The 14,985-nt window shown below is 57.7% G+C and carries 14 protein-coding genes, 1 tRNA gene and 1 pseudogene; 3 read left to right on the top strand and 13 right to left on the bottom strand.

Annotation, left to right across the window (positions count from 1 at the left end; all coding sequences use genetic code 11):
* A pseudogene (locus tag AC2FNB_RS01545) lies at nt 1–617 on the bottom strand (aminopeptidase P family protein); the annotation flags it as partial.
* A gap of 123 nt (nt 618–740) precedes the next feature.
* Between AC2FNB_RS01545 and AC2FNB_RS01540 the strand changes: the two are divergent.
* A complete protein-coding gene (locus AC2FNB_RS01540; protein ID WP_496744032.1) occupies nt 741–1,475 on the top strand; it encodes a heme-dependent oxidative N-demethylase family protein in 735 nt (244 codons plus the stop codon).
* 3 nt (nt 1,476–1,478) lie between these two features.
* Here AC2FNB_RS01540 and AC2FNB_RS01535 read toward each other — a convergent pair whose 3' ends face one another.
* The 4 genes from AC2FNB_RS01535 to AC2FNB_RS01520 form a co-directional block, all read right to left on the bottom strand.
* A complete protein-coding gene (locus AC2FNB_RS01535; protein ID WP_496744031.1) occupies nt 1,479–2,405 on the bottom strand; it encodes a hypothetical protein in 927 nt (308 codons plus the stop codon).
* A 197-nt stretch (nt 2,406–2,602) separates the two neighbouring features.
* Nucleotides 2,603–3,400, bottom strand: coding sequence for a lytic murein transglycosylase (locus AC2FNB_RS01530; RefSeq protein ID WP_496744029.1), 798 nt, complete (start codon nt 3,398–3,400; stop codon nt 2,603–2,605).
* 224 nt (nt 3,401–3,624) lie between these two features.
* Nucleotides 3,625–5,031: a type I glutamate--ammonia ligase gene (glnA, locus tag AC2FNB_RS01525; protein ID WP_496744027.1), complete on the bottom strand. Its 1,407-nt coding sequence runs from the start codon at nt 5,029–5,031 to the stop codon at nt 3,625–3,627.
* Nucleotides 5,032–5,066: 35 nt separating this feature from the next.
* Complete coding sequence (locus AC2FNB_RS01520) at nt 5,067–5,405, bottom strand: P-II family nitrogen regulator (protein WP_496744025.1); 339 nt, start codon at nt 5,403–5,405, stop codon at nt 5,067–5,069.
* 168 nt (nt 5,406–5,573) lie between these two features.
* Between AC2FNB_RS01520 and AC2FNB_RS01515 the strand changes: the two genes are divergently transcribed.
* On the top strand, nt 5,574–7,199 hold the full coding sequence (locus AC2FNB_RS01515) for an NAD(P)H-hydrate dehydratase (protein ID WP_480749792.1): 1,626 nt from the start codon (nt 5,574–5,576) through the stop codon (nt 7,197–7,199).
* A 78-nt stretch (nt 7,200–7,277) separates the two neighbouring features.
* Nucleotides 7,278–7,362, top strand: a tRNA-Leu gene (locus AC2FNB_RS01510).
* 124 nt (nt 7,363–7,486) lie between these two features.
* Here the strand turns inward: AC2FNB_RS01510 and AC2FNB_RS01505 are convergent.
* The 8 genes from AC2FNB_RS01505 to AC2FNB_RS01470 all read right to left on the bottom strand — a co-directional run bounded on the left by AC2FNB_RS01505 (nt 7,487) and on the right by AC2FNB_RS01470 (nt 14,981).
* Nucleotides 7,487–7,924 carry an A24 family peptidase gene (locus tag AC2FNB_RS01505; protein WP_496744039.1) on the bottom strand — a complete coding sequence of 146 codons (438 nt, stop codon included), beginning with the start codon at nt 7,922–7,924 and terminating at the stop codon, nt 7,487–7,489.
* A 32-nt stretch (nt 7,925–7,956) separates the two neighbouring features.
* On the bottom strand, nt 7,957–8,682 hold the full coding sequence (locus AC2FNB_RS01500) for a helix-turn-helix transcriptional regulator (RefSeq protein WP_496744023.1): 726 nt from the start codon (nt 8,680–8,682) through the stop codon (nt 7,957–7,959).
* A 517-nt stretch (nt 8,683–9,199) separates the two neighbouring features.
* Nucleotides 9,200–10,201 carry a type II secretion system F family protein gene (locus AC2FNB_RS01495; protein WP_496744021.1) on the bottom strand — a complete coding sequence of 334 codons (1,002 nt, stop codon included), beginning with the start codon at nt 10,199–10,201 and terminating at the stop codon, nt 9,200–9,202.
* A gap of 13 nt (nt 10,202–10,214) precedes the next feature.
* Entirely contained in the window at nt 10,215–11,186 is a 972-nt protein-coding gene (locus tag AC2FNB_RS01490; RefSeq protein ID WP_480749795.1) for a type II secretion system F family protein, read from the bottom strand.
* A 2-nt stretch (nt 11,187–11,188) separates the two neighbouring features.
* The gene (locus tag AC2FNB_RS01485) at nt 11,189–12,574 is read right to left on the bottom strand and encodes a TadA family conjugal transfer-associated ATPase (protein WP_496744019.1); all 1,386 of its coding nucleotides are present in this window, start codon (nt 12,572–12,574) and stop codon (nt 11,189–11,191) included.
* Nucleotides 12,575–12,587: 13 nt separating this feature from the next.
* The gene (locus AC2FNB_RS01480) at nt 12,588–13,802 is read right to left on the bottom strand and encodes a CpaE/TadZ family protein (protein ID WP_496744017.1); all 1,215 of its coding nucleotides are present in this window, start codon (nt 13,800–13,802) and stop codon (nt 12,588–12,590) included.
* 22 nt (nt 13,803–13,824) lie between these two features.
* Nucleotides 13,825–14,481 carry a TadE/TadG family type IV pilus assembly protein gene (locus AC2FNB_RS01475; protein ID WP_496744015.1) on the bottom strand — a complete coding sequence of 219 codons (657 nt, stop codon included), beginning with the start codon at nt 14,479–14,481 and terminating at the stop codon, nt 13,825–13,827.
* On the bottom strand, nt 14,478–14,981 hold the full coding sequence (locus tag AC2FNB_RS01470; protein WP_480749799.1) for a TadE/TadG family type IV pilus assembly protein: 504 nt from the start codon (nt 14,979–14,981) through the stop codon (nt 14,478–14,480). The genes AC2FNB_RS01475 and AC2FNB_RS01470 overlap by 4 nt, the downstream gene beginning before the upstream one ends.
* Nucleotides 14,982–14,985: the final 4 nt, after the last annotated feature.

Here is a 14,985-nt window from a genome sequence, read left to right as displayed (position 1 = left end):
ACGGCGCGGGTCTTTTCGGTGACCTCCTCGCCCTCGACGATCTCGAACCCCTGCGCCTCCAGCGCGCGCAGCCCGTGCAGCATGATCTTGTCCACCGCCAGCCGCTTGTTGCCGCCGGAATGCTCCTCGATCAGCACGCGCACCTCGTTCGAGAACACATCCGCCGCCACATCCACCTTGTCGCCCCGGTCGAAATAGAACAGATCCGCGCCCGAGCGCTGCTCGCGCACCAGCGGGTTGAACTTGGACAGAAAAGGCGAGTTCTTGTAGTCCCAGATCACCATATACCCGTCAGCACACAGCAGCACCGCCCGGAACGGGTTGTGCGTGTTCCACAACTGCATGTTGGTCGAATCCGTCGCGTACCGGATGTTGAGAGGGTCGAACATCAAAAGGCCGCCATACCCGCGATCAACGATGGCTTTCGTCAGCCGTTTCCAGCGATACTCCCGCATCCGTTCCAGGTTCGGCAGCACCAGCCCCGCTGCTTCCCACTCGCGAAAGGCCAGTTGCGTCGGCCCGATTTCGATCCGGTCATTGTCGTTGGGCGTGCCGTCCGCCAGCGTTGTGCCCCGTGACGGATCGATCTTGCGGGTGTCTCGGTAATGCGTGTTCAAGGCTTGCCTCCCTGGGTTCTGACCCAGCCTGTCCAGCATCTGACGCAGGGTCGCCAAGGTTTGCGACGGATATTTCGTCGTTTTTCGACCGACAGGCGACAAATGCGGTGCTAGGCCCAGGACATGGCAGATATCTTGCAGAAAACGATTCCCTACGACCCGATGGCCCAGCCGCCCTTGCCGGGCATCCGGCCGCTGCAAATCGCGGACTGGCTGCATCAGGACGATGCCTTTGCCGCCCAGATGGCCCGGCGCGAGACGCTGTTGGCAAACCGCCGGGACGAGGTTCTGGCGCTTGATGACAGCGCCGTTCCGGCCGCGCGGGAATTGCTCGATCTGGTGCTGGCCCAGGTCTATCCCGACACGGGCGATACCGCCCAACGCCCGGATGGCGCCCGCATTCCCATTGATCGCACTGACCCGCTGGGCACCCTGTGCAGGCTGGTGCAGGAAGATTTCTGCATCCTGCACAAGCAGGGGGGAGAGCATATCCTGACCGGCGCAATCCTGTGCTTTCCGGCCAGCTGGACGCTTTCGGAAAAGTTCATGCGCCCGCTGATCGCGATCCACGATCCCGTGGCATCTTATGACGCCAGCATCGCCAAGCGGGTGCAGCGCCTGTTCGACGGCATCCAGCCCGACAGGCCGCTCTGGCGGTTCAATGCCCTTTGGTATGACGATGCCGAACTCTATCAGCCGCGCCGCGCCCACGCTCCGCGGCCCGCGCGCAACCGCTCACAGGCCCCGTACCTGCGGAGCGAGAGGCAGTGCCTGCTGCGACTGCCACAAAGCCGGGCCGTGGTGTTTTCGATCCATACATATGTCCTGGCGGCGCGGTCGCTGCCGCACCGGGACTGACGACTACAGTCCCAGAGCCGAGGCCAGCTCCATATATGCGCCACTGCTTTCCAGCAACACGATCGCGGCGGTATAGGACAGAACCTGCGTGTTCAGACGAAAATCCTCGCCCCGGATCAGATTGACCGCGGCCAGGGAAACCGCGACCGGAGTTGCCAAAAACGCAACAACTCCGGTCATGCACCAACTGGTCAACCTTTGCAGATCGTTGGAAAGGGCCTCTTGCGGGCATTTGTCGTCCTTTGCCAGGTGATCCGGGTCTGCTCGAAAGGTCAGGGCCAGTACTTGGTCGTCGAATAGCTTGGATTTGTCTTTTTGCTTGTTACCGGTCTCTTGATGCGAGCCGGTCCAGCCGCCCCTTATCGAGACAATTTCGGCATTGTCGTTGTCGGCCAGGCCAGTCGGGAACGGGCCACAGACCGCGCTGAACAATTGCTTGCGGCTTCGCTTGTGCTGCGGTGCAAGGCTTGAGAATGCCGTCATGAACTGTTCGACCGTCAGACTTGCATTCGGTGACAGCCACTCGATCAATGTCGATTGCTGAACCTCGACCAGACGGTACAGGATCACAACCAGCATCATCTCTGAAATTTCGCGGTCGTCCAACAGGTCAGAAACCGGCGACATCGAGATGACCAACCTGTTTCGGGGCGCGGGGGCCACACGTGCCAGAGCGGTCTTCAACCCCGCAATCCGGTCAATACGCCGGTGCCGGGGTTCCTGAACCGGGATATCGGCTTCCAGATGCAAGCGGATCAGATACTGACCCGAAACGATACGCGCATCATAGACCCCCATCACCGAACGGCGCTCGACATGATGGCCATAGTCTTCCAACGTGGAGGTAACGATGCGGCTGAACTGATCCAGCGCGCCCTCGACGCTGCCTTCGAAAACCAGGCCGCCGTGGTATTTGCCGTTCTGCGTCACAGGTGGAATCCCCCTATACGTGTACTGTCAGAATCAAGACTACTGCACGATGTGGGGGAAAGTTAGACCGAAAGTGAACTTTCGAAACGGAATTTATGGATTGATCACGGATTGGAAACCACAAGACCTAGGGGTTTGGGCCCCAATCATAGATTCAATGTGGCGAATATATGGCGTGGGCAACGCTCGCGATTTTGTCATCCATCGATTCGCGCGGCCATTATGGCAATCGCCTTCTGGTAGACGGTGGCGCTGTTCCATTGCTCGATCACCGTGAAATTCGGCTCTCCCGGCTGGTATCCGCGACCAGGTTTCCATCCCTTCTGGCGCAGGAAATTCGCGGTCGAGGCCAGCGCATCGGTCATGTTGTAGAAATCGACCTGTCCGTCCCCGGTTGCGTCGACGCCATAGGCCAGCGCGTTGCCGGGCAGGAATTGCGTGTGTCCAAGCTCGCCATGTTTTGCGCCTTTTGTCGCCACTGAAATCGAACCCTGATCCACCAGTTTCAGCGCACCGATGACATGCGGAACGAAAAAGTCGGAGCGTCGGCAATCATAGGCCAGTGTTGTGATAGCGGAAACAACAGGACTGTCGCCCATGAAGCGGCCAAATCCGGTTTCCATGCCGTGAATGGCAATTAATATGCCCGCAGGCACACCGTATTGCCGTTCCAGCACCGCATAGAACTCCGGGTTCGCCGCCTTTCTCTTGCGCCCTTGCGCCACGATCACATCCGCGCCGCGCACCTGCATGAATTTGTCGAGAGAATATTTGAAACTCTTCTGGTTCCGATCTGCTGCGATGGTGCTGTTGGCGTACCGGGTCTGGGCCAGGGCGCTCAGCCCTTTCTTGCGCACACCCGCACGTTTCGCTTCTCCGGCAAAATCCTTCTTCCAGTTTTCAAACCCGGCGCTGGTATTGCCGCAGGTTGCCGCAGGCACTGTGGCGGGAAACAGGAACAAGCCCAGCAATGCGGCCACAACGACGCGCCGCATTCCGAATGGTACAAAATGCTCATTCGTGCCTTCAAAACCGGTACAATTCGTACAATTCGACTTTGCACAGGAGAAATTTCCGAAAATGCGCTGAGGCGGGCGAAGAAAGGTCATGAAACTGTTCCATAGCTGAAATCCGTGACCAAGCGTATCGGCGGAGCCGTAAAGGTCAACGAAAAAGGGCGCCCTTACGGACGCCCTTTCGGTCATAAGCAGACTGCCGATCAGCAGCTGTAATACATGCCGAATTCCACCGGATGCGGTGTATGTTCGTATGTGTGAACCTCTTCCATCTTCAGGGCAATATAGCCGTCGATCTGGCTCTTGGTGAACACGTCGCCCTGCAGCAGGAAGTCGTGATCCGCCGCCAGGCAATCCAACGCTTCGCGCAGGCTGCCGCAAACGGTCGGGATACCTTCCAACTCTTCCGCCGGCAGGTCGTACAGGTTCTTGTCCATGGCTTCGCCCGGATCGATCTTGTTCTTGATGCCGTCCAGACCGGCCATCAGCAGTGCGGCAAAGCACAGATAGGGGTTTGCCGACGGATCGGGGAAGCGGGCCTCGACGCGCTTGGCTTTCGGGCTTTCGGTCCACGGAATACGGACGCAACCCGAACGGTTACGGGCCGAATAGGCGCGCAGAACCGGGGCTTCAAAGCCGGGGATCAGTCGCTTGTACGAGTTGGTTCCGGGGTTGGTGAAAGCATTCAGCGTCTTGGCGTGCTTGAGGATACCCCCAATGAACCACAGCGCCTCGTCCGACAGATCGGCATATTTGTCGCCTGCGAACAACGGCTTGCCGTCTTTCCAGATCGACATGTTCACATGCATTCCCGAACCGTTGTCACCATAGATCGGTTTTGGCATGAAGGTCGCGGACTTGCCATAGGCATGCGCCACGTTGTGGATCACGTACTTGTACTTTTGCAGCTCATCTGCCTGTTTGGTCAACGTCCCAAAGATCAGCCCCAGCTCATGCTGGCACGACGCAACCTCGTGGTGGTGCTTGTCGACCTTCATGCCCAGTCGCTTCATGGTCGACAACATCTCGGAACGCAGGTCCTGTGCTTCGTCGGTCGGGTTGACCGGGAAGTAGCCGCCCTTCAGACCGGGACGGTGACCCATGTTGCCCATCTCGTACTCAGTGTCGGTGTTCCAGGACGCATCGGTCGCGTCCACTTCGTAGGACACCTTGTTGATCGAGTTCGAGAACCGCACGTCGTCGAACAGGAAGAACTCGGCCTCGGGTCCCATGTAGGCCACGTCACCGATGCCCGACGCCTTGAGATAGGCTTCGGCCTTCTGCGCGGTACCGCGCGGGTCGCGATCATAAGGCTCTCCGGTGTCGGGTTCGACAACGGTGCAGTGAATGCAGATGGTCTTTTCCGCATAGAACGGATCGACATAGGCGCTTTCAGTGTCGGGCATCAGTTTCATGTCCGATGCCTCGATCGACTTCCAGCCCGCGATGGAAGAGCCGTCGAACATGAACCCTTCGTCCAGAAAATCCTCGTCCACCAGGTCTGACACGATGGTCACGTGCTGCAGCTTGCCGCGCGGGTCGGTGAAGCGGATGTCGACATATTCGGCACCCTCTTCCTTGATCAGCTGAAGAACTGCGTCCTTGCTCATTCTCTTAGTCCTCTGTTTGAGATCTCGTTTGTTTCTTACAGCGCGTCCGAGCCGGATTCGCCGGTGCGGATGCGGATGGCTTGTTCGACGGGCGAGACAAAGATCTTGCCGTCGCCGATCTTGTTGGTCTTGGCGGCCCCGATGATCCCCTCGATTGCGGCATCGACCTGATCGTCGTCCAGCACGACTTCGATTTTCACCTTGGGCAGAAAATCGACGACATATTCGGCGCCGCGATATAGTTCTGTGTGTCCCTTCTGGCGGCCAAAGCCCTTGACCTCAATGACACTCAGCCCCTGGACACCGACGTCCTGCAGCGCTTCTTTCACTTCGTCCAGCTTGAACGGCTTGATGATCGCTTCGATCTTCTTCATCGGAGTTCCCTCGCAATCTTGTCAGGCTGGCTCAGATCACGTCTAAGATCGGGCGGCAACGCGTTTGCGGAAATGCGAGGTGTTTGGCAGCCTGAAACCGGGCTTGCGATCAAACTTTGATCGCAGTGCACAAAAAATGCGCGAAAGTGAATCGCGGGGAGAATTGCGATGACGGAATTGCTGACGGCGGCGCAGATGCGGGCGCTTGAAAAGGCCGCGATCGAGTCCGGTGAGGTGACCGGGCTTGAGCTGATGGAACGCGCCGGGCGAGGTGTTGTCGAGGCGATTTTCGAGGAGTGGCCGGAATTGGACAGGCGAGGGGCCAGCCCCTCGCGCTCTCCGGAGTATTTGGACAAAGATGAAGAGAACGCTCAGCGGGCCGTTGTGCTGTGCGGGCCGGGCAACAACGGCGGCGACGGGTTTGTCGTGGCGCGGTTGTTGAAGGAGCGGGGCTGGGAGGTGGAGGTGTTCCTGTATGGCGATCCCGAGAAACTGCCGACGGATGCGAGGGTGAATTATGAGCGGTGGTGCGCCCTGGATGTTGCCTGTAAATGGGACGATGGTGCTGTCGAAGAGGCGTTGGACAATCAAGAACATGACTTGGTTGTCGATGCTCTGTTCGGTACTGGAATAACACGGACGATGCCGGACGACATTGATCGCGCTTGGCACGGCTTTGTACCGACCGTTACGCATAGACCGCAAAGTGACCGACGGCCAAAATACGTTGCCGTCGATTGTCCCAGCGGTCTTTGCTGCGATTCCGGAGCAAATTTTGGAGCTTTTCCAACTGATCTAACAGTTACGTTCCACGCTCCCAAGCTTGGGCACTACCTGTTGGGGGATGGTCATTATGGCGGAGGTCCCGGACTGTCGAATAAAATTGTTGTCGCTAATATTGGACTAAATTCCAACGCTGCACCTACGGAGGTCCAGTTGATTGATTTGCCTGAGAGCAGTGGTTTTCGTGGAAAATGGGCTGGTCAGCACAAATACAGTCACGGCCACGCATTGATCCTTTCAGGCGGTACTGGAAGAACCGGTGCGGCGCGTTTGGCGGCGCGAGGGGCACTGCGGATTGGGGCAGGGATGGTGACGCTGGCGGTGCCGCCCAGCGCGCAGCAGGAGGTTGCTTGCCAGATCACCGCGCTGATGCTGGCGCGTGTCGAGGGCGCCGATGGGTTAGCGGCAGTGCTGGGGGATACCCGCCTCAACGCGCTCTGCTTGGGGCCGGGTATGGGCGTCGAGCGGGCGCGTGATCTGTTGCCGGTGGCGCTGACCGCCAAACGCGCCACGGTGCTGGATGCCGATGCGCTGAGCGCCTATGCCGAAGAACCGGCAGAGCTGTTCGCTCTGTTGCATGAGACCTGCGTTCTGACCCCGCATGGTGGCGAGTTTGCGCGCCTGTTCCCGGACATCGCGGCAAGGCTGGATGCGGTGCCCACGAAAGGGCCGGCCTATTCCAAGGTGGACGCGACGCGAGAAGCGGCGAAGCGGGCGGGTTGTGTTGTTCTGTTCAAGGGGGCGGACACGGTGATTGCGGCACCGGATGGGCGCTGTTCGGTCAATTCGGCGCATTACGACCGGGCCGCTCCGTGGCTGGCCACCGCCGGAACTGGCGACGTGCTGGCGGGATTCATCACCGGCCTTCTGGCCCGCGGCTTTGCCCCGATGCAGGCGGCGGAATCGGCGGCCTGGCTGCATGTCGAATGCGCGCGTGAGTTTGGCCCTGGTCTGATCGCCGAAGATCTGCCGGAACAGTTGCCGAAAGTGTTCCGAATGCTTTCCTTGTGAGAGGGCAAAATTCCCCCTCGCACTTGGTTGAAAGCTTTGTTATTGAGCGCCTCATTACAGGGTTCTGTCCCTGTTCGTGCGGGCGTGGCGGAATTGGTAGACGCACCAGATTTAGGTTCTGGCGCCGCAAGGTGTGGGAGTTCGAGTCTCCCCGCCCGCACCATTATCCACCGTTTGACGAACGGTTTCCTTTACATTGTACCAATTGAAGACGCTTGGATTTTGGGCGCGGCAAAACAAGTGAGAGATATTCGAACCTAATTCACGATCAAAAAGTCGGTGAATGCTCACCCCAACAGAATGAGTTGTCCGATGCCCGCCATTGCGATGGCAATCCCCATGGGGAAATGGCCTTTTTGCGAGACACTGGTCAAACCCGCGCCTTGAAATACAGGAAGCCTTTGCATCACGACTGTTAACAGGCTGCCGATCAGCATCGCCGCCGAGAATATGTAGGCAAAGGTAATTAGCCCACCGGTCGGAACGAACAGGATCAGGACCGGAAGCATTTTGGTATCTCCACCGCCGATCAGTCGAAGAGAAAACAGTACAAATACCACCAGGAAAGCGATAGAGGCCGCTGCCAACCGCCACACAACCATGTCGAATGGAAGGGTGAGGCTGAACGTCACGAACAGCACCAACCCGCCCAACGGCAGAATATTTGGGATTTTCATATATTTCACGTCGCAATACGCGACGAGGCTCATCAGGAGGCAAAACATTGCTTGGAAAAACGGTGCCATTGCCGATCGCCTCAGCCAAATTGTGCGCCGACGGCGTCATCCGAGGTGAAAGGTTCAACTGACATCAGTTGATAAATCAGCTCTGCCTGGTTCTGCACGCCGGTCTTGGCGTAGATATTCCTCAGATGTGTGCGCAAGGTCGAAGTGGAAATTGCCAGGGCCTTGAGAATACCCTCGTTTGTCTTTCCACGGTTTAAAAGAACGCAAACTCGGTACTCGGCGCGACTCAGGCGGGCGGGGTTTTCGACGCTCAGGATAGGTTTCCCATCCAGCGGCGCCGTGTCATTGGGTGTCGACCGCAAAAGAGCATCCATGAACAGCCCCTTGGCGCGGTTGCCCCAGGTTTGTGCCAGCGTTTCTGCCAAGATGTTCAAGACGGCAAGAATTTGGGGCGGCACGGCCTCCGGAAAATGAAGTTCCAGTAGATCCGATGTCATGTCGTTGCGGGAGAGCGGTATAACGATCAACTCTCTCAACCGACGGTTCAGGTGAAACTCCATCAACGATGGATCGAATTCGTCGTAAAGCGTCGACTTGGCCCAGGTGGACCCGGGTTTGGCCTGATCCAGATATGGGCCGAGCAGGGTACGGGAATACGATCTGCACGGTCCGTGGCCGGTGGTCGGTTTTGCATCGTAGGAAATAGTCTTGGGAAGCGCGCGTGCCGTTTTTGGCACGCGCGCAAGCACCACGATTTCGGCGCCGAGGCTTTCGGCGATGCTATGAAGAGCATCCATCAACAAAGCTTTGGAGTGAAGGCATTCACACCATTTCGCGACTGCCCCAATCAGGCGGGCTTCGGAAGCGAGGTGGTTATGCTGACCTTCTGTGCGGTCGCCGTAAGAAAACATTCCTAACCCCCCAGGTCAGGTTACTCGTGAACAATGACCTCCACCCGAAAACAAACAGGGCCGAGGGTACAACAACCAAGTTGTGGCGAACTTGGTCACTATACATTGGCGAATAGTTTGAAAGGTTTCTACAAAATGGAGGATTTTCGATTAAATCTGCTGTTATTGAGGCCTGCGGCGAAAACAGTCGAGCCGGTAGTTGCGGATTATTCACGTATTGATGGAATCCGATCCCTAAAACTCCGTCAAAACTGATTCACGCCGCTCTCCAATTGGATACGTAGTTAACGTTGGGTATTGGGTTTGAGCGCGTCACAAAAGTCGCCACACTATCAAAGTGTGGCGACCGCTTTTGTGGAACGACGTGACGCAGGGTGTATGTCCGTCGAATGTCAGGTGAGGATTAGCCGGAGAAATATCGAATATAGCGAATGACATTCGGGCCGATGGTCAGCATGATGAGCGCTGGCAGCATCAGCGCCGCCAAGACAGCAGACATCTTGACCGGCAGCTTGTTTGCCATCTCCTGTGCTTTCATTTCGCGGTAATTACGCAACTCGTCCGAATAGGTCGAAAGCGCCTGAGACATGCTGGTGCCGAATTGCATCGACTGCTGGGTGACTTTCGCAAATGAACGTACGGTATCGACACCGGTACGGTCGGCCATGTCCATCAGTGCGGCATCCCGTGGGCGGCCCGCCTGAACTTGGCGCTGCGCCGAAAGGAACTCCAGCGAGATCTCGGGTGAGATTTCGGTCAACTCGTTACCTACACGGGCCATTGCGGCGTCGAATCCAAGCCCTGCTTCGACGGAGATGCGCATCAGATCCAGCGCGTTCGGAAAGCCTTCCTCGATCTTTTGCGTGCGCTGCTTGACCTTGTTGTTAAGCCAGAAATTCGGGCCGAAATAGCCGGCGCCGACGAGAAATGCCAGGAACAGCTTGATTTGAAAGTTGGTCAAACCGGAAACAAGGGCCGCTAGGCCGCTTGGGACCGACGCGCCGGGCATCTTGGTGATGACGACCAATGCCAGAAGGAGACCAGGAAGGATCAGGCCCAGAACGGCTCTGGTGATAACAAAGTACCGCAATGCGTTGGGCGACGTGAAACCCGCGCGCAGCAGACGCTGCTTGAGCTCCGAGCGCTCCTTTTCGTTTCCCGGAGCAAAAGCTTTGGTGAAACCGTCGAATTCAGCGGTAGGAGTTTTAAGGATCGCCTTGTCAAGACGCGCCATGTTGGGCGCGCCCTTTAAAGCCGCAATACGCGTCGCTGGTACGCTCTTGCGCCCCATATTCGCTGCGATGCTCCAGAAAACGAGTACTATTCCGATCCCCAGTCCCGAGAGGATCGTGATCTCAGGCGAGATTTCCATTGATGCCGCTAGGCTTTGGATATTGTTGAACATGGCTTTCGTCCTCTCAAATTCTGAAATTGACGAGTTTTTTCAGGAAAATCAGATTCAGGGTGGTCAGAACCACCACTGAAATGGCCATCGGCAGGAACAGCGGGTCCTCCATGACGCCCCGGTAATAATTTGGCGCAGTGATCGAGGTGAAGATCCCGATGATCACGGGCAAGGCTGACAGAAACCAGGCGGTCAGCCGGCCTTCGGATGAAATCGCACGGATCTTGCGCCGCATTGCAATCCGGTCGCGGATCACCCTGGATAGGATTTCGATGACGTTGACAAGATCGCCGCCGGTGCCGTGCTGGATGCCGATGCTTGCTGCCAGATAGTAGACATCTTCGATATCCACGCGCTGGGCGAACTCCTGAAACGCATCTGGCAAGTCGTCGCCATAGCTTATCTGGTCAAATACGATACCAAATTCGGTTCCGATCGGGTCGGGCATTTCTCGCGCGATCGCGCCAATCGAGTTGCTGAGTGGATGGCCGACCTTGAGGCCGCGTGCAAGCATGTCCAATGCATCAGGCAGTTGCTTGGTCAGCTCATCGGTACGCTTTTTGTATTTGATTTTGACAAAGCCGACCGGGCCGACAAAGCCTACCAGAATGGCCAGCACAAGAGCTGCGGTGGGGCCGAGCGGGTACAAGGCGAATGCAAACACGCCAAAGCCGAGCAGCAGGCAAAGAAACGTGAACTTGTCGATTCCGATGGTCAGACCGGACTGATGCAATTGCCGGGGCAAATCGCCCACGAACGGTACTTTTTGCCAGAAACCGCTGCTTTGCTTTGGTTTCAGCAGCGCCAACACGTCTGCCGCGTCGTGGCCCTTGGCCAACATCTTGAGACGGCGTGTTTTCGCTTCGTTGATTTTTTCCCTCCGACTGGCCAGTTGTGCCATGCCGGTGAAGGCAAGCAGCGTTCCCACTGCGATGCCGGTATAAACGAGATACGTGAATTCCTGTTGTCCAGCGAAGATTTCCATGATCACGCTCCCTTGGCCAGGAAGGTCGAAAGATCAAGGTCGATACCGGCGGCAACCAGATCGTCCATGCACTGCGGACGAATGCCGGTCGCGACGAACTCGCCGATGATCTCTCCGGTTTCCGATTTGCCCAGTTTGCGGAACACAAAAATGTCCTGCATGGTCACCACGTCGCCTTCCTGGCCGGTGATCTCGGAAATGCTGACGACACGGCGTTTGCCATCGGCCAGACGGGTCAGTTGAACGACAAAGTTGAGGCCCGACGAAATCTGTGCGCGGATGGCGCTGAGCGGCATGTCCAAGCCGATCATCGTGACCATCTGCTCGATCCGACCTATGGCATCACGAGCCGAGTTGGCGTGCACTGTGGTCATCGATCCGTCATGGCCGGTGTTCATTGCCTGAAGCATGTCGAATGCTTCGGCGCCACGAACTTCGCCCACGATGATGCGGTCAGGGCGCATCCGCAACGCATTGCGCACCAGATCCCGTTGCAGCACCGCGCCATTGCCCGAGGGGTTCGGCGGGCGGGTTTCCAGTCGCACGACATGTTCTTGCTGTAGTCGCAGTTCGGCGGCGTCTTCGACGGTAACGATGCGCGAACGATGGTCGATGCCGGCCGAAATTGCGTTCAGCATGGTGGTCTTGCCCGAACCGGTGCCACCCGAGATCAGAATGTTTTTGCGCGCTTCGACCAATGCCATCAGGAACTTGGAGGCGCGCTGGTCCAGCGAGCCCGATTCAATCAGGCGGTCAAGCGTCAGAGGTGTCTCGGAAAACTTGCGGATCGACATGCTGGGACCGTCGATGGCGCAGGGGCGGATGATGGCGTTGACACGGCTTCCATCCTCGAGACGGGCATCCACCCAAGGGTTGCTTTCATCGACGCGGCGACCGATGCGTGACACGATTTTGTCGATGATGCGCAACAGGTGCTTTTCGTCCCGGAAGCGCGTGTTTGTGCGTTCCAGCACGCCGCGGCGCTCCACGAACACGTCGCGGTGGCCATTGACCAGAATGTCATTGATCGTCGGATCGGCCAGCAGTGGCTCAAGCGGCCCAAGGCCCAGAACCTCGTCCATCAGCTCATCCACGATCCGGCGGAAATCATCCGAGCGAAGCGGGTTGTTTTCTGCAGCCAGAACCTCGCTGGTCAGCGCGGCGACCTCGCGGCGCAGTTCCTCGGGCGCAACTTTTTCCACAACCGAAAGGTTGAGGCGATCCAGCAGGGCTTCGTGCAGGCGGCTTTTGAGTTCCAGGAACTTTACCAGCTCCTTTTCTTCTTCCGATTGCTTGGCCACTATCACCGGTTTTACATCTTCGACCGGACGCAGATGAATGGCCTTTGCAGTCGCTTGCTCGCTGCTATTTGAAAAATACTTGAACATTTTTACCCCCTAATCAGGCTTTCGCAGTCGCGACTGCAGTGTTTTCCTTAAGATCTGCAGCGATCTGTCTTCCCATCTTCGCAAGCGCTGCGGTCAGCGCCGATCGCCCGGCTGCTTTCGATAGCGGTTGACCGCGATCGACAGCTTCGCGAGCTGCGTTTTCGTCATGCGGCAGCCAATAGCGGAGCGGGCGGCCCAGGATCGCCGAAGCTTCCTTGTGATGACTGGATTGAACCAGCGGCTTTTTCTCGTGATTGACCACCAGATCAATCTGAAGCGTTGGCACATCCTCGGTGAAGAAATTGGCCAGGCGCAGGCATTGCTGAACGGACGGAACCGCGCTGTCGGTCACAAGGCACATCCGGTCACTCATTTCGAGCACTGGCGACAGCCAGGGCACCAGGGCGCGAGGCAGATCCACGACAACATAGTCGTATTTGCTGCGCAGAACGTTAAGCAGGGATTTCACCTGCTCGGGGCGCAGGGAATCCACGGGCGCAAATCCAGTTGGTGCTGACAGGACATCGACCCCGTTTTCGGCCTTTACCATGGATTGTTCCAAGAATGTGGCGTCGGGCATGGTTCCCTCAACCGCCATCTGGAACAGAGTTTCGTTCGGCTGCACGTCCAGAAAGCTGCTGATCGCGCCGAATTGCAGATCAAGATCCACCAGCGCAACGCTGTTGGTCGGCACCTTCTTCATCATGCCACGCCGGTCCAATAGCTGGTCGGCCACATTGACGGCGACGGTGGTCGAGCCGATCCCACCACGCGCTTGCGCGACGGAGATGATTTTCCCAGCGCGACCGGAATCGGCAGATCCGAATGCGATTTGATTGCCCACATTCATTGCCTTGCAGATACTGTTGCGCAGATCATCGGCATTCATGGAGATAGGCAGCACGTCGGTTGCGCCGGCATCGGTCAGTTTGCGGGCATCGCTGAACAGGATGCCATCATCGCTGAGCGCGATGATCGCTGCATGTGTGCCTCCGCCCTTGCGAATGGCGCGGATCGCTTCGACATCGTCCGAAGCTGCAGCTCCGGTCCGGAACACGATCACATCGGTCGAAGCGGCGAGTCCGGTGGCCTTGCCGTTGATCTGGGGCAGGGTTGCGTTCAAACCCGTCACTTTCAGCGAAGCGTCGGTGCCCAGAGCGGCTTGCAGGCTGGAGTGAACCAGCGGGTCGTCTGATACGACTGCAATTGTCTTATGTCTCTGTTCCATTTTACTATGCTCCTGTCTGAAATTATCCGCTGGTGCCCATTGCCAGGTCTTCACCAGGCATCGATGCACTCATGGAGGGGAAGGTTACGGAGGCCCCGAGATCCGGGGAGGACGTACCTCCGGCCAATGCCACCAGCCCCCCTAGCGGCGAAATGAATTCAAAAGTTTGGTTTTGCACCTCAACTGTAACGATCGGCGTGAACGGACCGCCCAAGAAGCCAAGGTCACTGTCGTAAGTGTAGGAAAAGCGCAGATTGGAAATCGTGCTGTTGATCGGCATTGATCCTTGAACGATGTCCCAGATCTCGCTGGCAGTGTCGTTGGTGGAGTCTCCGCTGCAGCTGATCGTTCCGACGTCGGCACAGACATTCGCGCCGCTGCTGCACATTGTGCCAAAGTCGGGCGCGGTGGAGCCGTTTTGAACCGGTCCGCGGCGGTGCACGTTCGGTACGCCGGTGCAGGCCGGTGGGCGAACAGCGGCGATGCGGGCCGCCACATGCATGGCTCGTTCGGCGGCAGCGTAGTGCATGCTCATGCGGCCAAAATCGATCAGGCCAAAGAACATAAGCAGGAAGATCGACAGGACAACAGCGAATTCGACCAGTGTCGTGCCGCTTTCATCCCGACGCAGGCGTGCCAGTTGCTGGGCGAGGCGGTATTTTCTTGCAATATGTCTCATGCTCCAAATACCCGTGACTGATCCGAAATGACGGTGTTGACGTTTTGCAGGTTGCCCCCGACCAGTGAGAAGACATCGGCAAAGGGGAAAGTGACCGACAGGTTCGCAGTGACCTGGATGACCGGCGCGGGCGAAACGCGGTAGGTTCCGGCGACGCAGTTCAGGCTGAGCGAGACCGAGTTGACGCTGATCCCAGACGGGAACGGCGAGGTGCCGTCGATCCGGTTTCTGACGATCTCTTCGGCCTTGGTCGTATAGGTGCTGACCGCTGTGCCGCCGCTGCACATATCCTTGGGAGCGACGCGGGCCAGATAGCGCGTGGCGTCACGGACGCCTGCGTTGACATTCTGATAGGCCCAGAACAGACGACCGCCTTCGATGGTTACGGCGAACAGAACCAGCATCATCGGCATCAGTATGGCGAATTCGACCAAGGCGGCGCCGGATTCGTCGCGGCGGAAATCCGACAGTTTCTTGCTATGGAACAGACGAGACAACATGGGA

The organism is Ruegeria sp. BHSB058 (assembly GCF_059613285.1).
This window is presented reverse-complemented; position numbering and strand designations above follow the sequence as displayed.